The following is a 19,687-nucleotide window of genomic DNA, read 5'->3' as shown; positions in this document are numbered from 1 at the left end:
ATGAGTCTGAATTTTCTTGATTTTGAGCAGCCGATTGCAGAGTTGGAAGCAAAAATTGATTCCCTGACCGCAGTCAGCCGCCAAGATGAAAAATTGGATATTAATCTGGATGAAGAAGTTAAGCGTCTGCGTGAAAAGAGCGTAGAACTGACGCGCAAAATCTTCGCCGATCTGGGTGCCTGGCAGATTGCCCAACTGGCACGCCATCCACAGCGTCCTTACACCCTGGACTATGTTCAGCATATTTTCTCCGATTTTGACGAACTGGCCGGTGATCGCGCCTATGCCGATGACAAGGCGATCGTTGGTGGTATCGCTCGTCTTGATGATCGTCCGGTGATGATTATTGGTCATCAGAAAGGCCGTGAAACCAAAGAAAAAATTCGTCGTAATTTCGGGATGCCAGCACCGGAAGGTTACCGCAAGGCACTGCGCCTGATGGAGATGGCTGAACGTTTCAAACTGCCGATTATCACCTTTATTGATACGCCGGGTGCGTATCCGGGTGTCGGGGCGGAAGAGCGCGGCCAGTCTGAAGCGATCGCTCGCAACCTGCGTGAAATGTCCAGCCTGCGCGTACCGATCGTCTGTACGGTGATTGGCGAAGGCGGCTCCGGCGGCGCGTTGGCTATCGGTGTCGGCGACAAGGTGAACATGCTGCAATACAGCACCTATTCCGTTATTTCACCGGAAGGCTGTGCCTCGATTCTGTGGAAAAGCGCCGACAAGGCACCGCTGGCGGCAGAAGCGATGGGGATTACCGCACCGCGTCTGAAAGAGCTGAAACTGATTGACTCGGTAATCCCGGAACCGCTGGGTTCTGCCCACCGTGATGTGGCCGCAATGGCCGCATCGCTGAAATCACAGTTGCTGTCTGACTTGAAGGAACTGGATACGCTGAGCGAACAGGAATTGCTGAATCGCCGTTACCAGCGTTTGATGAATTACGGCTACTGCTGATTTATCTCGTTGTGTATTAAAGAAGTCCGCGATTGGGAACGATCGCGGACTTTTTGTTATGCTGATAACGGTGTTGTGTGATGTGCCATCATTATCATTGTGGTGGCTTATTGCTTCTCCCGCATTTTCTCCTCAACCACGACATGGCATCGCGAGCGTGGTGGCGTGCTATTCAGGGGAACCACTCTTATGCTGACATTGCTGGATGTGCATCATATTGCGGTTATTGCCTCGGATTATGAGCGCAGTAAGCGCTTCTATTGCGACGTACTTGGTTTTACGTTGCTACAGGAGGTCTACCGGGCGGATCGTGACTCCTGGAAAGGTGATTTAGCGCTTAACGGCGCTTATTTGATTGAACTGTTCTCATTCCCTTCGCCGCCGACACGCGTCAGCCGACCGGAAGCCTGCGGGCTGCGCCATCTGGCATTTGCGGTTGATGATATCAAACTGGCGGTCATTGCGCTGAACGAGGCGGGGGTGGACTGCGAAGCGGTGCGGACAGACGAGTATACCGGCCGCCGTTTTACCTTCTTTGCCGATCCCGATGGACTGCCGCTTGAGTTGTATGAACGCTGATACCGATATTTTCCCTGAACTGCTGGCGGCGATCGACGCGCAGATTGCGACAGATGGGCACTATCTGGTGGCTTACAGCGGCGGGTTAGATTCCTGTGTGCTGTTGCATCTGATGATGCGTTTACGCCAGCGCCGTTTAGCGTCTTTAACGGCATCGCAACAGACATTGTCGCTACGGGCGGTATATGTACATCACGGACTGAGCGCCTACGCGGATGAGTGGGCTGAACATTGCCGCACCCAATGCCAGCGCTGGCAGGTGCCGTTTGATGTGTTACAGGTTCAGGTGGATGCTCGCGATGGCGGCATTGAAGCTGCTGCGCGGGCTGCCCGTTATCAGGCGTTGCAACAGCATTTGCATGATGGGGAAATACTGCTGACGGCCCAACATCAGGATGATCAGAGCGAGACATTCCTGCTGGCGCTTAAACGTGGTAGCGGCCCTGCCGGGTTGGCATCGATGGCGGCGGCTGCACAATCGAATGGCATTCCACTGCAACGCCCGCTGCTGGGGGTGACCCGCGAGCAACTGACGGCTTATGCTGAGGCGTACCAGCTTACCTGGGTTGAAGATGACAGCAACGCCGATGAGCGCTATGACCGCAACTTTCTGCGTCGGCAGGTACTACCGTTGCTGAAACGGCGTTGGCCTCACTTCCCGTCGGCGGTGGCGCGCAGTGCCGCGCTGTGTGCGGAACAGGAGCAGTTGCTGGATGAGCTGTTGGCTGAGTCGCTGGCGGCGCTGCGCAATGCCGATGGTGCATTAAGTATAGAGGCGTTGACGCCAATGAGCGCCGCACGTCGGTTTGCATTGTTGCGTCGTTGGCTGGCGGAGCAGGGCGCGCGTATGCCGTCCCGTGAACAACTCACACGCTTATGGCAAGAGGTGGCGACCAGCCGCGACGATGCTAACCCTTGCCTGCAACTCGGTTCGTGGCAGGTGAGGCGGTTTCGTCACTACCTGTATCTGCTGCCGGTGATGACACCGGTAACCGCATATGTGCTGCCGTGGCAGCCAGCGGCAGCGCCCTTACCGTTGCCGGATAACCTCGGGCAACTGCGGGTATCGACGCGGGGAACCTGGATGCGGCAGCCGCGTCATGACGACGTGGTCACCGTGCGTTTCGGTTTTCAGGGGTATGTGCAAATAGTCGGACGCGCGCATGGTCGCCCTATCAAGAAGTTGTGGCAGGAATTAGGGGTGCCACCGTGGCTGCGGGAGCGCACGCCGCTGATTTTCTATAACGACCAGTTGATTGCGGCGGTCGGGCGATTTGTGACCCGTGAAGGCCAGGCGACGGCAGATGAGGACGGGTGGTGTATCGACTGGTGTGAGCGGAAATAAAAACGGACAACCTGCGTTGTCCGTTGCTGTAGATGAGGAGGGTTGTGTGTCAGGGCTCGCTGACCACCACTTTACCAATTTCGGGATGACTGAAGCTGAGAATATGGTCAAGGCGGAGTTCGCGTTTCTGCCCTGACTCTTCAATCACCAGATATTCGATATTTTTTCGAGAGATCATATCACTGGCTTTACCGACCACGACCTCGCCGGTACGCAGTTCAACCGTCAGCATCAAGTGCTGCTGGCAGGTGGCTTCCAGGTTATCGTAGTCATCACAATTGATGGGTTGATATTCATTACTCATTGACATAATCGCTCACCAATAAGTTAGCGGCGGCATAGGCCGCCTGTTCCCTGACAGAGGATGGTAATTCGCTGTTCGTCGCGATGCCATCCAGGGTTTTCAATACACAACCCAGCGCGTCGGGTATGAACCCCAGATCGCCGCTGGCGATCTCCGCGTACAGACGGCGTACTAATTCACTGTATTGTTGCATAATATCCTCCCTTAGAGCTTAACCCGGTAGAGATTCATGCATCATTCATTGTTATCGTGACTGCGATGTAATTCTACGAAGATAAACTCTCATCTTCTTTTCGACTATAGCATAGGCCCCGCCAGGTTATCAGCATAATGCAACAGCATAATTCTGCCGTTACCAACCGTAGCGCGCATGTGGCTGTGATGTACGTCGCAACTGGGGTAGACTAATGGCTCTGTAATCAGGGGTAGAGAATGGCCTTAAAAGCAACGGTTTACAAAGCCAACGTCAACATCGCCGATATGGATCGCGCGTTTTTCCAGGATGTCAGCCTGACGCTGGCCCAGCACCCTTCCGAAACCGACCAGCGTATGATGCTGCGGTTGCTGGCGTGGATCTGTCATGCCGATGACAGACTGCGCTTTACCAAGGGATTGAGCGCGGATGACGAGCCGGAGATCTGGCAACATAGCGACGACGGTCAACTGATGTTATGGATTGAACTGGGCCTGCCTGATGAAAAACGCCTGAAAAAAGCCTGTAGTCTGTCACCGGAGGTGGTGCTGTATGCCTATGGCGAGCGCGCTGCCCGAGTATGGTGGCAAAGCATGGCCGACAAGGTGGCGTCTCTCTCTAATCTGACCGTATATTTTCTTGATGATCAGCAACTGGCGAGCCTGGCCGCTCTGGCACAACGTTCCATGACATTACAGGCTACGTTGCAGGAAGGAACTATCTGGCTGTCTGACGATCAGAATAATCTGGAATTGTCGTTCAGTGGCTGGCAAATTGCTCAAGGTTAGGGATGATCTGACGCTATGCCAGCACAACACAGCAGGAGAATAAGGATGAAAAAACTGGCGACAGGGGTAGTGCTTGTTCTTTTATTATCGGGGTTGATAGGGTGCCATTCACGCCCTCAGATTCAGGAAGAGCCATTACGCCCGATGGCGCAATATTATCGCGGTAAGTTGCCTTGTGGCACGTGCGGCGAGATGGATACGTCACTGTTTTTAAATACGGACGGCAGTTTTGTTATGCAGGAAAGTTACCCGTCCGGGGTTGACGGCAAGACTACCGTTGCGGAGTCAGGGCGCTGGAGCCGTACTGCCGAACGATTAGTGCTGACCGATAACTATGGTGAGAAGCGCTATTTCCGCCCGTTGAACAATGGCCTCGAAGCCTTGGGCGATGATGGTCAGCCGTTGGGGGCGGCTACTCAGCGTTACCAGTTACTCGCCGTGGATAAGCAGGCGAAACCGGTAGAGCCTGTATGTCTGAGTCGGCTCCCTGGCCGCGAGATGCGTGCGATAACGGCTGCGGTTGAGCGTTATATGACGAAGCAACCGGATGGGCATGTGTTTTCCGTTGCGATGGAACCGGGAATTGCTGCCGTGCACGTGAGCTATTATTCATACTCCCGCGTAACAACCTATCCTGTGGTCTTGTAACCCAGCCTGTAGCCTTGGTTAAGCCAAGACAGCGTGAGCGGAGAACCCGAAAGTCGTTGTTCTCCGCTCAACATCTTTACCGCATTCCTTTCAGCTTATACAACCAGTCCAGCGCCTGGCGTGGTGTCAGCGTGTCGGGGTCGATCGCGTCCAGCGCCTCCAGCGCCGGTGATGGATCTTCCTGCGTGAGCAATGCGAGTTGCGAGCCATCGACGTGGCTGGCCGAAGCATGACCTGCCAGTGACTCCAGTTCTTTCAGCTTTTGCCTTGCTCGCTTGATGACCTCTCTCGGCACACCAGCCAGTGCTGCGACGGCAAGCCCGTAGCTCTTGCTGGCCGCGCCTTCCTGCACACTGTGCATAAAGGCGATGGTGTCGCCATGCTCCAACGCGTCGAGATGGATATTGATAGCACCTTCCATTTTTTCCGGCAGGTTGGTGAGCTCGAAATAGTGAGTGGCGAACAGAGTCATCGCTTTGATTTTGTTCGCCAGTGCTTCGGCGCAGGCCCAGGCCAGCGACAGACCATCGTAAGTGGATGTACCGCGCCCGATTTCATCCATCAACACCAGACTGTGTTCGGTGGCGTTATGCAAAATATTGGCGGTTTCCGTCATTTCCACCATAAAGGTTGAACGGCCGGAGGCCAGGTCATCGGCGGCACCGACGCGGGTGAATATGCGGTCGACCGGGCCAATCACCGCCTGTTCGGCCGGGACATAGCTGCCGATGTGCGCCATCAGCACAATCAGCGCCGCCTGTCGCATATAGGTGCTTTTCCCGCCCATGTTAGGGCCGGTGATGATCAGCAATCGACGCTGAGGCGACAGCGACAACGGGTTGGCGATAAAGGGCTCGCTCAGCACCTGTTCCACCACCGGATGGCGGCCGCCGGTAATCCTGATCCCCGGTTTATCGCTGAGGGTGGGGCACACGTAGTTCAGCGTGTCGGCGCGTTCGGCCAGATTGGTCAGAACATCCAGTTCCGCCAGTGCGCCTGCGCTTTGCTGGAGTTCTGCCAGGTGTGGCAGCAGCAGGTCGAACAGTTCGTCGTACAGGGCTTTTTCCAGCGCCAGCGCCTTGCCTTTTGAGGTCAGTACCTTGTCTTCGTATTCTTTCAGTTCGGGGATGATGTAGCGCTCGGCATTTTTTAGCGTCTGGCGGCGCACATAGTTCATCGGCACCAGATGGCTCTGTCCACGGCTGACCTGAATGTAGTAACCGTGCACGCCGTTGAAACCGACCTTCAGCGTGTCGATACCAAGCCGGTCGCGTTCGCGGATTTCCAGTTTTTCCAGATAATCGCTGGCACCATCGGCCAGCATACGCCACTCATCCAGTTCGGCGTTGTAGCCGCTGGCGATGACGCCACCATCACGCACCAGCACCGGCGGCGCTTCTACTACTGCCTGTTCCAGCAGGTCGCGCAACTCATCAAAATGCCCGACGTGCTCGCGCAGTTGTTGCACCGCGTCAGCGCTGACCGTTTCCAGCAGTGCGTGAATGTCCGGCAACTGTTGAAAGGCATGACGCATTCTGGCCAGATCGCGCGGACGTGCCGAACGCAGCGCCAGACGTGCCAGAATACGCTCCAGATCGCCCACCTGACGCAAGAACGGTTGCAGTTCGGCCGCGACATCTCGCAGTGTACCTATGGCCTGTTGACGCCGCAGCAGCGCCTGAACGTCACGAACCGGCGCGTGCAGCCAACGTTTCAGCATCCGGCTACCCATCGGGGTAACGGTACGGTCCAGCACCGAGGCCAGGGTATTTTCACCGCTGCCGGACAGGTTCTGCGTCAGCTCCAGATTACGGCGCGTCGCCGCATCCATTATGATGCCGTCCTGCTGGCGCTCTACGGTGATGCCGCGGATATGCGGCAGCGAGGTTCGCTGGGTATCTTTGGCGTATTGCAACAGACAACCCGCAGCGCGCAGCCCCAGGTGTGCCTGTTCTACGCCGAAACCGGTCAGGTCGCGGGTGCCAAATTGCAGGTTCAACTGCTGGCGGGCGGTGTCCAGTTCAAACTCCCACAACGGGCGGCGGCGCAGCCCGTGGCGATGTTCAATCAGGGACATCGCTTCAAAGGTTTCCGGATAGAGCAATTCCGCCGGATTGGTGCGTTGGAGCTCTGCCGCCATGGTTTCCCGGTCAACCGGCTCCACCAGCCGGAAACGACCGGAGCTGATATCCAGCGTGGCGTAGCCGAATCCCCGGCCTTCCTGCCAGACGGCGGCGAGCAGGTTGTCCTGTTTTTCCTGTAAGAGCGCTTCATCGCTGATGGTGCCGGGGGTGACGATGCGCACCACTTTGCGCTCCACCGGACCTTTGCTGGTGGCCGGGTCGCCAATTTGTTCGCAGATAGCCACCGATTCGCCCAACTGCACCAGTTTGGCCAGATAGTTTTCCACCGCATGGTGAGGTACGCCAGCCATCGGGATGGGTTCCCCCGCAGAAGCGCCGCGCTTGGTCAGCGAAATATCCAGCAACTGCGAGGCGCGTTTGGCGTCGCCATAAAACAGCTCATAGAAGTCGCCCATGCGGTAAAACAGCAGAATATCGGGGTGCTGGGCTTTCAGCTTCAGGTACTGCTGCATCATCGGCGTGTGGTCTGATAGATCCTTGTCAATAGACTCATTCATATTGATTTTACTCGTTTTTTAAGTCTTTTAGGTACTCAGGTGACCCCATGTGAAACCCTTAAAAACCCATGTGAATCGTTAAATTTGTATACCAGAAGTATTCTAGCTACTATCTCGTATACATACTTGAACTGCTGGTATACATCGATGAAAATGACACTCAATCAGTCGATTATAATCAATAAGTTATCTATCGACGTCAAACCAAGTCTCGATCAAGATGGGCGAGTAGTGTACTTACCCAACATAGACAGAAAACCTTATCTTATCACTGACAGCCATCGTGATTCACCAGTCGGTTTCGGTGTCAAAATCAGTGCAACGAAAAAGACCTATATCATTCAAAGACGAGTATCATCAGCAGACAATCGACCTGCAACAGGTGGCAAGGCACCAAAACAGGTTATTAGATCTACCATTGGTAATGTCTCGGATTTCGCCAGCATTGATCAGGCACGCGAGACTGCTCGCAAATTCGTTGAAACGATGAAGTTGACGAAAAGGAATCCGAATGCAGTGAAGCGGGAGTCTGATGCTTCTGAACTCACTATCAGTGAAGTGTTTGCTCAATATCGTCAACACCTTCTTGGCAGGTCTAAACCAGCTAAACCCAACACACTTAATGTCCTGAACAAAGCAGAAAACAGGCTTTCTGAATGGTCAGGGCTTCGAGTGAAGGATTTAACAGGCAATGAAATTCTTCGTAAGTTTGATGAAATCGCAAGTAGAGCAAGGACAGCATCTGAGCAAACATTCAGGTGGGCAAATGTAGCTGTCAGACATGCAATCGAGATCGAAGCAAGTAATGCACAGACTCAACAAAGACAACCATCACTGTCATACAATCCATTTTCAATTCTAAAAGTGCAGAAAAAATTTAGGACTCGATCAGAACTGGAAGATAGCTACAAAGCAAAAGGTGTCAGAAATCCGCTTTCGCCAAAAGATACTCTTGGACGATTTTTAACAGCATTGTACAACAAGAGAAGCTTCAACCGGCTTGGGTGCGATTATCTGCTACTTACCGTTCTCTTAGGTGCTCGTAAGGAAGAAACAGCTTCTCTGTGTTGGCGAGAGTCTCTTACAAAGGAAGAAGCTAAAACGACAAGCTATGTTGACCTGAGTAACAGAACTATCCGTTTTTACGACACTAAGAATCGAAACGATCACGAGCTTCCGATTTGTGATGCTGTCAAAAGAATTTTGGAAGATAGAAGAGACATAGTAAACGATACGGTAACCCGGAAGGAAAAACAGAAGTGGGTTTTCCCGGCCCGTTCTTCTCGAAGTAAAGTTGGTCACTATTCCGATAGCAAAAGTCTAAGGGAATATATCTGCCAAGAGGCGGGAATCCTGAAGCTTGGTATGCATGATCTACGAAGGACATTTGGTAGGGTTGCTGAAGAACTTGTTTCATATGCCGTCGTTAAGAGACTGCTCAATCACAGAAATACAACAGATCCAACAGAAAGGTATGCAGAACCTGATCAAGAACGGATTTTTGAAGCATTACAAAGGATTGAGTTGCATATGCTTATGACTGCTCCTAAATTATACAATGTGTTACTTGCTTCGGCTAAGTATCCTCCATTACCTGAAACGAGGGAGTGAAGATGAGTGTGGTGGAAGTTTTGCGGGAGTATTCAGAGGTATGGAAACTATTTGGTCAAATGCCTGATTCTGCCACTGTAAATAGTGAGCTTGCTTCTGTCTTTCTTGGCATAAGCATCAAAACCCTTGCCCGATATAGACAAAATGGGGGAGGGCCACCTTATATCCAATACCAAGCAGAAGATACGAAAGCGAGAAATCAGCGGGTTCTCTATGTATTAGGTGATCTGCGAGTTTGGAGAGATATCCATAAAGTAAGTAGTTCAATGCATGGTGCTCAGGTTCGTGGCTTGGCTTTTACATCATTGACCGATTTTATAGAAGAACATCCTTTTATTGTTAAAAATAAAATCATCCAAAAAATGAAAATAAAAAGGTTAGGAGTTAGATATTCAGATACTGACATATACGATGATGTCATCTTAGGGCATATACTTTGTGTGGAAGAAAAAGTTTTAACAAGCCAAATATCTAATAACGATTTTCAAATTATTTGGATTTCAATTGAAGAGGCTTTGAAAAAACATTGGGAACATAACGATAATAAAAATATATTTTTAGAATGTTTTAAGCTGTGCTCACAAGAAATCATTACAAACGCAGAAATAATTAGTGATTATAATTTTTTAAAACAGCAATTGAGGTGATAATGAAAATTACACAAATGGAGATCAAAGGTTTTAAGAGCTTTGATAATGTAGGGCAAACTATAAATATAAATTCATTCACCAGCTTAATTGGAGGGAATGGAACAGGTAAAACGGCTGTTCTCCTCGCATTGACAAGGATGTTTGGTGTCAAAAGCTCCGATAGAATTATTCAAGTTGATGATTTTTATGTTCCTCCTGGAGATGAAATCGATACTCAAGATGAAAGAGAGCTATCAGTTCGTGTAAAATTCGAATTTGCAGACCTAAAAGATGGTGAGGACGATTCGGTTGCTGATTTCTTTAAGCATTTAATTTCAAGTGCAGCAGGAGAGATCCCATTCTGTATAGCAAAATTAAAAGCAAAATGGACAAAGACTAATCTTGCTGAGGGCGATATAGAAAGCGATCTGGTATGGGAGATAGGGGAGTCTGAAAAAAATATAACGGCATATGAAAGATCCAAAATTCATGTCCACTATGTCCCTGCTTACCGAGATCCTGCCCAACAACTGAAGCAAACAGCCGGAACCATCATGCACCGTTTGATAAATGCAGTCGAATGGTCTGAACAAATGGGGGCAACAGTTGATGAGGTTGCTGTTTCAATCGGAAATCAGTTCCAAGAAGAAGTTGGAGTCCAGACAATAACATCTTCATTAGGCAGAAATTGGAAATCCCTTTTCACTGGTGGTTACTTCGAAGAACTTCAAATTAAGCCAGTAGTGAATGGTATTGAAGATGTATTAAAACATATCGATACTGTATTTTTACCAAGTCCAGATACTCAACCATTACCAACTGAAAGATTGAGTGATGGTATGAAATCATTATTTTATTTATCTTTAGTTAAATCTGCATTTGATATTGAAGATGAGATAATAAGTTCTGACGGCAAACAATTATCGATATCAGTAGAAGCATTAGATCCTCCAAATTTAACGATAATATTAATAGAAGAACCCGAAAACCACCTTTCACCACAATACTTAGGAAGAATAGTTAAGCTGTGTGAAGAGATATCAGAAAATGATCGAGCACAAGTTGTTTTGACAACACATGCACCATCTTTACTTAATCGGGTAGAACCGGAGAATATAAGATATTTTCGTCTTAATGATAATAAAAATACAGTAGTCAAGGAAATATTATTACCAAGCAAAGGTGAAGGCGATGCAGAAAATGTTGATACCTTCACATATGTTAAGGAGGCCGTAAAAGCATATCCAGAAATTTATTTTGCAAAAGTTGTCATACTTGGTGAAGGGGATAGTGAAGAAATTGTAATACCTAAAATAGCACAAGTAAATGGGATAGAGCTTGATACTTCATTGATAACATTTGCTCCTTTAGGTGGGCGATATGTAAATCATTTTTGGAAATTACTCAATGAGCTTTCAATTCCACATGTTACTCTTCTCGATTATGATTTTAGGAGAGGTGGTGGTGGTTGGGGAAGAATTAAATATGCAGTCAAACAATTAATTTCTATTGGTGCGGATAAAAATGAATTATTGAGGGTCACTTCAGGAATTTTAAGCGATGAAGATCTTGAAGAAATGCATACGTGGGATGAGAATCCAGATAATGAATCGGGATGGATAGAGTGCCTGAAGGATTATAATGTTTATTTTTCCTATCCCTATGATTTAGATTGGATAATGCTTTATAAATTCTTTGAGGATTATAAGACATTTGTTCCAGAAAATGGAGGCCCAAGATTGCCAAAGGATGATGATCCTGAATATAACAAGAAAGTTGAAGCAGCAATAGCTTCAGTTTTGAAAAAAGAAGAAAAAGACATTGATATTAAGAAGTTCGATGACTTTGAAAAATATTTTTGGTATCGCTACTTATTTTTAGGAAGAGGTAAGCCATTATCGCATAATTATGTTCTATCCAAAATGGAAGACGATAGGTTAAGAGATAATAGTCCTGAAGTTCTTGATGAGCTTATCGAAACTGTTAGAGGATTACTTTAATGCCGACTATTAAAGATGCAGATTGGGTTTTAAAGGATATCCAAGAAGTTGAAGACGAGGCTATGAAGGTAATTCGAAATAGCACAGAACATAACCTCGTTCTTGCTGGACCTGGTGCTGGTAAGACAGAATTATTAGCTCAGAAAGCCTGTTATTTGATTGAGACAGGAAAATGCAGTAAGAAAAAAATTATCGCATTATCCTTCAAAAAAGATGCGGCAAAAAATCTCCAAGATAGAGTAAACTCACGGCTTGATTCAAAATATAGACATAAATTTGAATCAACCACATTTGATGCATTTTGTAAAAGTATCGTTGATCGGTTTAAAAGCACTATTCCAGAAGCTTATCGTCCATCAGATGACTATGAAATAATCTTTCCGAATAATAAAGATTTAGTTGAAGAAATTAAAAGAGAGGCCGTAGGCTTTGAAGGATTAACATCTGAAGAATTAAATAAATTACAACCTTATAATTTTGAAGAGAATTATATAGTAACTCCTTATGATAAAGCATTAGAACATACTGTTGATGGCAGGATAAGACGGTTTGTGTGGTTACACTTATTAAAACCAAAATCAAGGCTTTCATTCAAGATGATAAATTTTCTTGCTAATTATATTATTAGTAGGAATCAATATTTATCTAATGCTATAAATTCAACATATGACTATGCTTTTATCGATGAATTTCAGGACACAACATATAGGCAATATGAGATTTTTAAGAGCATTTTCTTGGGTAAGAAAATAAAAATAACAGCAGTAGGTGATACAAAACAAAGAATAATGGGTTGGGCAGGTGCAATGCACAATGCTTTTGATGTGTTTAAAAAAGACTTTGGAATTGAACAACCTAATGAGTTAGTTAGCAATAGAAGATCATTAAAAAACCTCATAAATTATCAACGCATGATGGAAGCTTTCATGAATCATGCTGATATAAAGCCTGATATGATGTTGATTGAAAATGAAGGTTCAGCTAAGTTACTAGAATTTGACGAAAGTAGTATTGAAGGGGGATATATAGCATTATGTATCCAGCAATGGATTGCTGAAGGGGTAAATGAAAGAGATATATGCATACTGCTAAGAAATCCGGCTAAACAATATACAGACGATATCATTTCAGCATTGAAAAATTCAGAAATCCAATGTCGTATTGAGAATGAGTATCAGGATTTATTAAATGAAGCTGTAGTACAGTTAATTTTACAAATGCTAATGTTTGTCTGCAATAGGAAGTCCATAGAAAATTGGGGCTCAATAATGGACCTTCTGTGTAACATAAAAGGAGTAAGTAAAAGAGGTGATGTTACACGGTTGGAAAGAACACTTAGTCAATTTATTAAATCCCATCGGGTTATAAAAGGAGAGATTGTTGATTATTTATATTCGTTATTAAGTATATTTGGGATAGATGAAATAAAGTCTTACTTTCCGCAGTATATGAGTGGAAATAGTTTGGAATATAGTGTGGAATCTCTTTCTCGGCACCTCGAACAGTTAGATGTAAGAGATAAGACATCAGATGCTATTGATTTGTTACTTGGTAATAAAACGATACCTCTTATGACCATCCATAAAAGTAAAGGGTTAGAGTTCAGGAAGGTCATCGTTGTGGGTCTTGAACCCGGTGCTTATTTTGGTAATGAAGAAGAGCAAATAGAAAATCAAAAAACTGTCTTTGTGGCATTTTCAAGAGCCATTGAAGAAGTATTAATGACTCGTTGTAAAATAAGAAACAATAATTATGGCAGGCCTTTCAGACAGAGTTGTAATGAAATACCATTAATAACAGATATGATAACTTATTGTGGTATCGAGGCTGAGAGCTATCCAGGTTGAATAGATGATGGCGATTTCAGATCGCCATCATTTTTTATTTTGCTTTTTGCATATTAAATTTAAAATTGCTTCCAATTTCGTTAATAACTTCTAATGTTAACTGGCTTTTTGAAGATTTTATTATTTTATAGGATTGGTTTTTCCCATCAGCCATATTCTCCTCAATAGTTGGTAACTTTTTATTGCTTATCACTTCTATTTTCAGTGGATCAAGACCCCTGTTATTTAAAACCAGCTTCATGGGTTTTGTTTTTAAGCTATTTAATGATGTAATTAACTCATTATCATATAGTTGCCAATCACCAGCACCGTCAGAAAGATAGTCTATGAATATATGGTCATCTGGAGCATAAGAGTCAATAGAGATACTGCCATGAAAGTTGTATTTTCCATTAGAGAAGAAGGTCGTTTTTCCATTAACCCTAACGGTATTACCTTTTACGGTGTAAGAGTAATCAGATAGCCAGCTTCCTACAATACTGTCATATCTCTGAGTAGAAGGGGAGGTCGGGTTGTAATGCGCATAGATTGCGAATGCTGTCGCAATGATCCCGCATAAAGAACCTGTAACTCCTATTATCTTCAAAAATGCAGAATTTTTTCGGCCCATGAAACATTACTCATATAATATAGATCGTTTGATGAGTAATTTTATCATCATATAGTTGCCTTTAACACAGTTGGTTAAGTTTTCGTACAACGTACATTTCAATATTTACTAATTTCTTATTTGTACATTACAAAACAAATTACACTTTTCGATTATTTATTTTAAATCAACAAGTTACTAACTAAGGTAAATATAGGGGACTATATATTCACCTTAAGGTGAATATATGGCCGATTCGTTATTGGAGCCACAATTAATAAGGCTGTTGAAAATAATGGAAAATAAATTTGTAACTTGCTAAAAAAATATGTTACCTATAAATAAAAATTAAATTATGGGGTAACAATGAAGAGTGAATATTTAGTTAAAAAGATAATGACGAAAGGGGGAGAAAGATTTTGTATGATATTAAATTCAAACTCTGGCCTGCCGCTATACTATCAAAATATATATCTTGGTTTGCTTGGGCGACAGAAAAATAAGTCGTTCAATACTATATTGAGAAACGCCTATGTTTTGATCCTTTTTGAAAAATACTTGATTAAGGAAAATATAAGTATACTCGATAGAGTAAGTAACAAGACTTTTTTAAACTATACAGAGTTATATTCATTATCAGAGTTTCTTAGAGTGAAAAGGAAGAAACGTAAAATAATTGATATGGTGACATACAAAAAGGTTAATGAAGAAAATCTACATTATCGACTTACAGTTATTAGCGACTATATATCATGGATTTATGATTCGTTTTATAGAGGTTCTGTGTATGAAACAAATTCATTGCTAAAATTCATTAAATCCAACTTTCAAAAGCATAAACCTAAGATAACTTCATATTCTTATATGAGCGATAATTTCAAATCTTTAGAAAAAGAAACTGTAGAAGCTCTACTGGAATGTGTCAGTCCTGAAAGCGAATACAATCCATTTGAGAGGAATTGTCGGAAAAGAAATCAACTTGCTATATTAATACTTTATGAAACAGGAATGCGAGGAGGGGAGCTTTTAAACTTAAAGATATCAGATTTTAAAAGAAAGCAAAGATATCTGAAAATATCCAAAAGAATAAATGACCCAGAAGATCCCAGAGTATTTCAACCACTCGTAAAAACGGTTGAGAGAGAGATTAATATCAGTGAAAGGTTATGTATGCAGATAAGTTCATATATTGAAGGTGAGAGATCATATCATGCTAAATGTAAGAATCATGATTATCTATTAGTAACTCATAAATCCGGAGTTACAGAGGGATTACCATTAACCATAAGTGCATATAATAAAATTATGAGAAAAATAAAAGAAATTGAACATGAAGGAAGCTCTTTCAGACACTTCACTGGACATTGTTTACGACATACATGGAACTATATATACAGCTTAAAGTATATAGGTGTAACAGACCCATATAAATTAAACGAGTTAGATAGAATCCGGTGCATTAGAATGGGTTGGAAAGTAAACTCAAAATCAGTTCTGATTTATAATAATAGATTTATAAGCGAAGAGGCTTCCAGGGCTTTCAAGGAAGCAGATTTACTGAAAGAAGAAAAAATAAATAATAATAAAGGAGGAGTGAATGGAGAAATCGATTTTAGAAAAGCTCTCGGTATTAAAAGTAAAAGATAGCGGATTTGAATTCAATGTAAAGAATAATATTTGGGTTCTTAGTAAAGACATAAAGTTGAATTTGTTATATTTAGAAAATACAATTAACTTATCTTTATTATCACTTGTAAAAGAAACTCTTGCATATACCGCTGTACATTTTAGCTCTGCTTATACGAGAAAGTTCTACTTTGCCATTAAGAAATTAATTGTATTTAATAATGGTGAGTTGAAAGAGTTTGAGTGTGGTTTGTTGAAACGGTTCTACAATACATTCTTAAAAATAAACTATACGCATGTAGAAAGTATGAAATACTTTCTAATAAAATTTCATGAGTTACACAATGAAGTCTTAAAACAAGAGGTTATAGATTTAATCTCAAAATGGAAAGTCGCAAAACCCAGGACAACTACGGCCTATAATGAAAGGCAAAAATGCTTAAGGCCACTGCCTGATAATGAAATGAAGCACTTAATATTTAGTATTACAAAAGAATATAATGAAGGCAACATAACCATGAATGATTATCTTTTGGTAATGCTACTAATTTATACTGGTCGAAGACCAATGCAGATAGCACAACTTAAGAGAAAAGACCTTTATATTAAAAATGAAGGTAATTATTTAAATATTCCGAGATTAAAACAAGGTAGGAAGTTTCGAACTGATTTCACTGAATTGAAAATTAGTGATAATTTATTTTGTTCATTATCCGAGCTTAAAGCCATAGTTAAAGCTTTTGCACAAAATGAAGCTCAGGATAAATTAATCAAAGAAGAATTAGATAATCTCCCATTATTTATTGATCCAAGCTTTTTTAATTCTGGTTATAAGATTAACGAATTTTATGAAAATAACTTTGTAAACTTGCATATGAGTTCAAAGACAATTACAAGTCGATTGCAATCTGTTCACCGTAGAGTTAGTGGTAATAAAAATTCTACAATAAACTCCCGACAGTTAAGGATTACTCTGGCAACAAGACTTGCTCAAAGAGGATATGGGTTAAGTACTTTAGCTAAAGTTCTGGATCATACAAATTTGAAATCCGTACTATCTTATGCGAAAAATAACGAGGAGTTTTCGTTCAGAATAGAACAAGCAATTAATGAATCAATAAGCCCCTATGCTTCTTCATTTCTAATGGATAGTGAGGGTATCACATTCAAAATGATTGAGGATTTGATTAATATAAAAAAACTAACTAATCAATTAATATCCAATCATTCAAAACAATCAGAAGTAGATCTATTGGTTGCTTTATTCGCAAATGTAGAGAGTAAGATCAATACAATAATAAAGGTTCTTAACACTGAAGAGGAGTAAATACCATGTATTTTAAAAATTATGATTTTTTCGCAAATGAAGTAAGAGTTCAAGCAGAAAGAGACAATATAATAAACTGGAGTAGCCTATCATGGGGGAAAGGAGTGGCTTTCAAAAAGTTTAGTTATAAAATAAATGATATAAATATGGGGGAGCACTTTCAACAGTTAGCGAAAGTCCTTATATATAGAGAATGTTTCCCTAATGTGCATAAATCACTGATTTATCTGACAACAATCAAGCTTATGGAATATTCATATATGGAATTAAAGGTTGATCTGCATATCGTTAACTTAAATTCTGAAATTATATTCAATATTGTAGATCAGGCTGAAAAACATTACTCAATCAATCGTGCATGTGCAATAGAAAAAACCCTGAAAGAAATTTTAGAAGTCTTAGCAACCAAAAACATAATAAACCCAAGACTCAGCAGGTTTAACACCAGGTTGAGAGGGATTTCAAATAAATCAGCAAGGGATATTTCAGAACAGAATAATGTTAAAAAGAAGTTACCCGAAGACGATGTGATTGATTTTATAGGTAGAGTATTTCGTTCTAAAGATAAAAGTGAACGAGATATATTTACCACCTCTATTATAGCTTTACTTCTTTGTGCCCCTACACGAATATCTGAGATCATAAACCTTGAAGTAGATTGTGAAGTTGAAGGGACTGATTCTGAGGGGAAAGCTACTTATGGCATTCGCTATTTCTGTGCAAAAGGGTATGGTGATAGTATTAAGTGGATTCCAAGTAATATGAAACCAATAGCCAGATTAGCTATCCAAAGGTTAAAAAATTTATCTCATACAGCAAGGGCTATCGCTGCTATCCGCGAAAATGGTGAATTAGAATTTTACAACCGGTTAGGAACAGAACCAGAGGCAAATGATTTTTATAAAAAGCTGTGCGATATCTTGAATATAAAAAACAAAGACTCCTTTAATATCAGGACACAAAATGTCTTGGTAAAGGTCGAAGAGGGGAGAATTAGTGCAAAAGAATTTTGGAACGAAGTTTTAAATCATGAGGAAAAAACAGATCATTGGAATGATTTTTTTATTCCCACCAAACTCAGCAATAAACTCTTACTGTTAGCTAAAGATCAATTGCATATGAAAAAGGGAAGTGACTTATTTCATGTTGCACCTGCAACTAAAAAATTATTTTTTGCAGACTTCAAGAAAAGATCAGGTGCAGGGAAAGATAGTGCTTTAAATTTTTTTCAAAGGCATAAATCGTTACAACCAGATGGTATGAAAGAAGTGTTTAGAAGCCATCAGCCAAGGCATCTTTTGAATACGCTTGCTCAAAGGGCTATGTTATCTGAGGTGGAAATAGCATTTTGGTCAGGAAGACGAAGTGTGGAACAAAATAGTGTTTATGACAACAGAAGTTGGGAAGAATTGAGAAATATCGAGAGGAAGGTCTTATTTTCCGAAGAAATGTTATCTGATTTAGGAGAAGGAGTTAGATTGGAACTAATTGCGAAGATCAAAGAGAATTTAGAATCATTGCGCAATAATTATGAATTATATAAAAGCCAGCATGATAATCAACGGGTGAAAATCCTTGTTAAGGAAATTAAAGAAATCGATCAAATCATAAACCATATCATTAGATATTACAATAAAGGTGACGAACATGAGCAAAAAGTTTAGTAGTAAAGATATTGAGTTTATTCTTAATAGAATAAACAGTTGGGAAGGGGATATAACTTGGATTAGCATTTGTGGCTCGCTTGAAGAGCATTTTGGGAAAAAACCATCACGACAAGCTCTTTCAAGACATGCAGTAATAGCTTATGCATATCAGCAGAAAAAGAAAAGTAAAGGTGAAACTGTTAAGCATATTAAAAGTCCTCAAAGTCTTGCCTATGCTTCGAATAAAATCAATAAATTAGAATATGAAAATGCGAGATTACTAAATGAGAATAATAGACTTCTTGTTATGGTTAGAGACCTTCAGATGGTCGCATACAGCAAAGGTCTTAGAGAAGATCAAATTTTTTCCCAAAACAAAAAATAATTTTAATATTAATAGGTTTTGTCTATTGATTTTTTTTAAATGTGTGATAATTATATATGTATTGTCAGGAAGACAAAATCAAATTTTGCAAGGATGCAACTTATGAACAAAACCAATTATAATTCAGTGGTGACACTGGAAGAACAGCTTGTTGTCATTGTAGATAAATACATATCAAAACGGTACCAGTCGCAAGATAAAAGTTTCTCGTACCAGCTATACATCCTTTTCGTAGGATATCATTTAAAGTATTTCTACCCAAGACAGCTATACACTCGTTCTAATCGCAACATAGACAACGTTATGACGATGTTCAGTTCTGTATACAAATGCCTGACGAGTAATCTTTTACAGCGATTAAACAATAAAGAAGCTGTTCTTCGTGAACTAAACTCTCTTGTTAACTACATAGATAGCAATCAAGAAAGAGCGGAAGAGATCTACGCAACATTTAAAGCTCAATATGAAATGAGAGTCATAGAGAAAGAAATAATTCATGAGATCATTTGTGTTAATCGTGTTAGATTGTAGACAATAAAAAGCCCCTAACGGGAGGGTGTACGTAATTC

At 42.4% G+C, this 19,687-nt stretch carries 18 protein-coding genes; 14 read left to right on the top strand and 4 right to left on the bottom strand.

All coding sequences use genetic code 11. The features are described 5' to 3' along the window. The 3 genes from accA (at position 1) to tilS (ending at position 2,884) form a co-directional block, all read left to right on the top strand. Positions 1–960: an acetyl-CoA carboxylase carboxyl transferase subunit alpha gene (gene accA, locus OB87_RS12505; RefSeq protein WP_033569764.1), complete on the top strand. Its 960-nt coding sequence runs from the start codon at positions 1–3 to the stop codon at positions 958–960. Positions 961–1,149: 189 nt separating this feature from the next. Continuing rightward, on the top strand, positions 1,150–1,539 hold the full coding sequence (locus tag OB87_RS12500) for a VOC family protein (RefSeq protein WP_033569763.1): 390 nt from the start codon (positions 1,150–1,152) through the stop codon (positions 1,537–1,539). Continuing rightward, positions 1,529–2,884: a tRNA lysidine(34) synthetase TilS gene (gene tilS / locus OB87_RS12495; RefSeq protein ID WP_033569762.1), complete on the top strand. Its 1,356-nt coding sequence runs from the start codon at positions 1,529–1,531 to the stop codon at positions 2,882–2,884. The genes OB87_RS12500 and tilS overlap by 11 nt, the downstream gene beginning before the upstream one ends. A 49-nt stretch (positions 2,885–2,933) precedes the next feature. On the opposite strand, the gene rof is transcribed toward tilS, so the two are convergent. Together rof and OB87_RS12485 are read right to left on the bottom strand one after the other, a co-directional pair. After that, positions 2,934–3,194 carry a Rho-binding antiterminator gene (rof, locus tag OB87_RS12490; protein WP_033569761.1) on the bottom strand — a complete coding sequence of 87 codons (261 nt, stop codon included), beginning with the start codon at positions 3,192–3,194 and terminating at the stop codon, positions 2,934–2,936. Continuing rightward, on the bottom strand, positions 3,181–3,381 hold the full coding sequence (locus tag OB87_RS12485; protein ID WP_013316770.1) for a YaeP family protein: 201 nt from the start codon (positions 3,379–3,381) through the stop codon (positions 3,181–3,183). The genes rof and OB87_RS12485 overlap by 14 nt, the downstream gene beginning before the upstream one ends. Before the next feature lie 239 nt (positions 3,382–3,620). Here OB87_RS12485 and OB87_RS12480 point away from each other — a divergent pair, with 239 nt between their 5' ends. Next, positions 3,621–4,169 (top strand): YaeQ family protein, encoded by a 549-nt coding sequence (locus OB87_RS12480; RefSeq protein WP_033569760.1) that lies wholly within the window; start codon positions 3,621–3,623, stop codon positions 4,167–4,169. A 45-nt stretch (positions 4,170–4,214) separates the two neighbouring features. Continuing rightward, on the top strand, positions 4,215–4,817 hold the full coding sequence (locus tag OB87_RS12475) for a copper resistance protein NlpE N-terminal domain-containing protein (protein ID WP_033569759.1): 603 nt from the start codon (positions 4,215–4,217) through the stop codon (positions 4,815–4,817). A gap of 76 nt (positions 4,818–4,893) precedes the next feature. Here the strand turns inward: OB87_RS12475 and mutS are convergent, their stop codons facing one another. Further along, a complete protein-coding gene (gene mutS / locus OB87_RS12470; RefSeq protein WP_033569758.1) occupies positions 4,894–7,458 on the bottom strand; it encodes a DNA mismatch repair protein MutS in 2,565 nt (854 codons plus the stop codon). Between the two features lie 147 nt (positions 7,459–7,605). On the opposite strand from mutS, the gene OB87_RS12465 reads away from it, so the two are divergent. Genes OB87_RS12465 through OB87_RS12450 form a run of 4 tightly spaced genes read left to right on the top strand, consistent with a single transcriptional unit; the run spans position 7,606 to position 13,545 of the window. Then, positions 7,606–9,069, top strand: coding sequence for a tyrosine-type recombinase/integrase (locus OB87_RS12465; protein WP_033569757.1), 1,464 nt, complete (start codon positions 7,606–7,608; stop codon positions 9,067–9,069). A gap of 2 nt (positions 9,070–9,071) precedes the next feature. Continuing rightward, positions 9,072–9,716 carry a hypothetical protein gene (locus OB87_RS12460; RefSeq protein ID WP_033569756.1) on the top strand — a complete coding sequence of 215 codons (645 nt, stop codon included), beginning with the start codon at positions 9,072–9,074 and terminating at the stop codon, positions 9,714–9,716. A 2-nt stretch (positions 9,717–9,718) separates the two neighbouring features. Beyond that, the gene (locus OB87_RS12455) at positions 9,719–11,698 is read left to right on the top strand and encodes an ATP-dependent nuclease (protein WP_033569755.1); all 1,980 of its coding nucleotides are present in this window, start codon (positions 9,719–9,721) and stop codon (positions 11,696–11,698) included. Then, complete coding sequence (locus OB87_RS12450) at positions 11,698–13,545, top strand: UvrD-helicase domain-containing protein (protein WP_033569754.1); 1,848 nt, start codon at positions 11,698–11,700, stop codon at positions 13,543–13,545. The genes OB87_RS12455 and OB87_RS12450 overlap by 1 nt, the downstream gene beginning before the upstream one ends. 34 nt (positions 13,546–13,579) lie before the next feature. Here OB87_RS12450 and OB87_RS12445 read toward each other — a convergent pair whose 3' ends face one another. Continuing rightward, on the bottom strand, positions 13,580–14,155 hold the full coding sequence (locus OB87_RS12445) for a hypothetical protein (protein ID WP_033569753.1): 576 nt from the start codon (positions 14,153–14,155) through the stop codon (positions 13,580–13,582). Positions 14,156–14,500: 345 nt separating this feature from the next. Here OB87_RS12445 and OB87_RS12440 point away from each other — a divergent pair, with 345 nt between their 5' ends. The 5 genes from OB87_RS12440 (at position 14,501) to OB87_RS21035 (ending at position 19,649) form a co-directional block, all read left to right on the top strand. Further along, positions 14,501–15,781, top strand: a complete 1,281-nt coding sequence (locus OB87_RS12440) for a tyrosine-type recombinase/integrase (protein ID WP_200884292.1) — start codon at positions 14,501–14,503, stop codon at positions 15,779–15,781. Then, complete coding sequence (locus OB87_RS12435; protein WP_033569752.1) at positions 15,732–17,087, top strand: site-specific integrase; 1,356 nt, start codon at positions 15,732–15,734, stop codon at positions 17,085–17,087. The genes OB87_RS12440 and OB87_RS12435 overlap by 50 nt, the downstream gene beginning before the upstream one ends. A gap of 5 nt (positions 17,088–17,092) precedes the next feature. Next, positions 17,093–18,751 carry a hypothetical protein gene (locus OB87_RS12430; RefSeq protein ID WP_033569751.1) on the top strand — a complete coding sequence of 553 codons (1,659 nt, stop codon included), beginning with the start codon at positions 17,093–17,095 and terminating at the stop codon, positions 18,749–18,751. Next, a complete protein-coding gene (locus tag OB87_RS12425; RefSeq protein WP_033569750.1) occupies positions 18,735–19,118 on the top strand; it encodes a hypothetical protein in 384 nt (127 codons plus the stop codon). Before OB87_RS12430 ends, OB87_RS12425 begins: the two co-directional genes overlap by 17 nt. 102 nt (positions 19,119–19,220) lie before the next feature. Beyond that, a complete protein-coding gene (locus OB87_RS21035) occupies positions 19,221–19,649 on the top strand; it encodes a hypothetical protein (RefSeq protein WP_033569825.1) in 429 nt (142 codons plus the stop codon). The last annotated feature ends 38 nt before the right edge of the window (positions 19,650–19,687 follow it).

Origin of the sequence: Dickeya undicola, from assembly GCF_000784735.1 — a bacterium.
In the GTDB taxonomy this organism is placed as follows: Bacteria; Pseudomonadota; Gammaproteobacteria; order Enterobacterales; family Enterobacteriaceae; genus Dickeya; species Dickeya undicola.
Note: the sequence above shows the minus strand (reverse complement) of the source record. Positions and strands in the feature narration are given on the sequence as shown.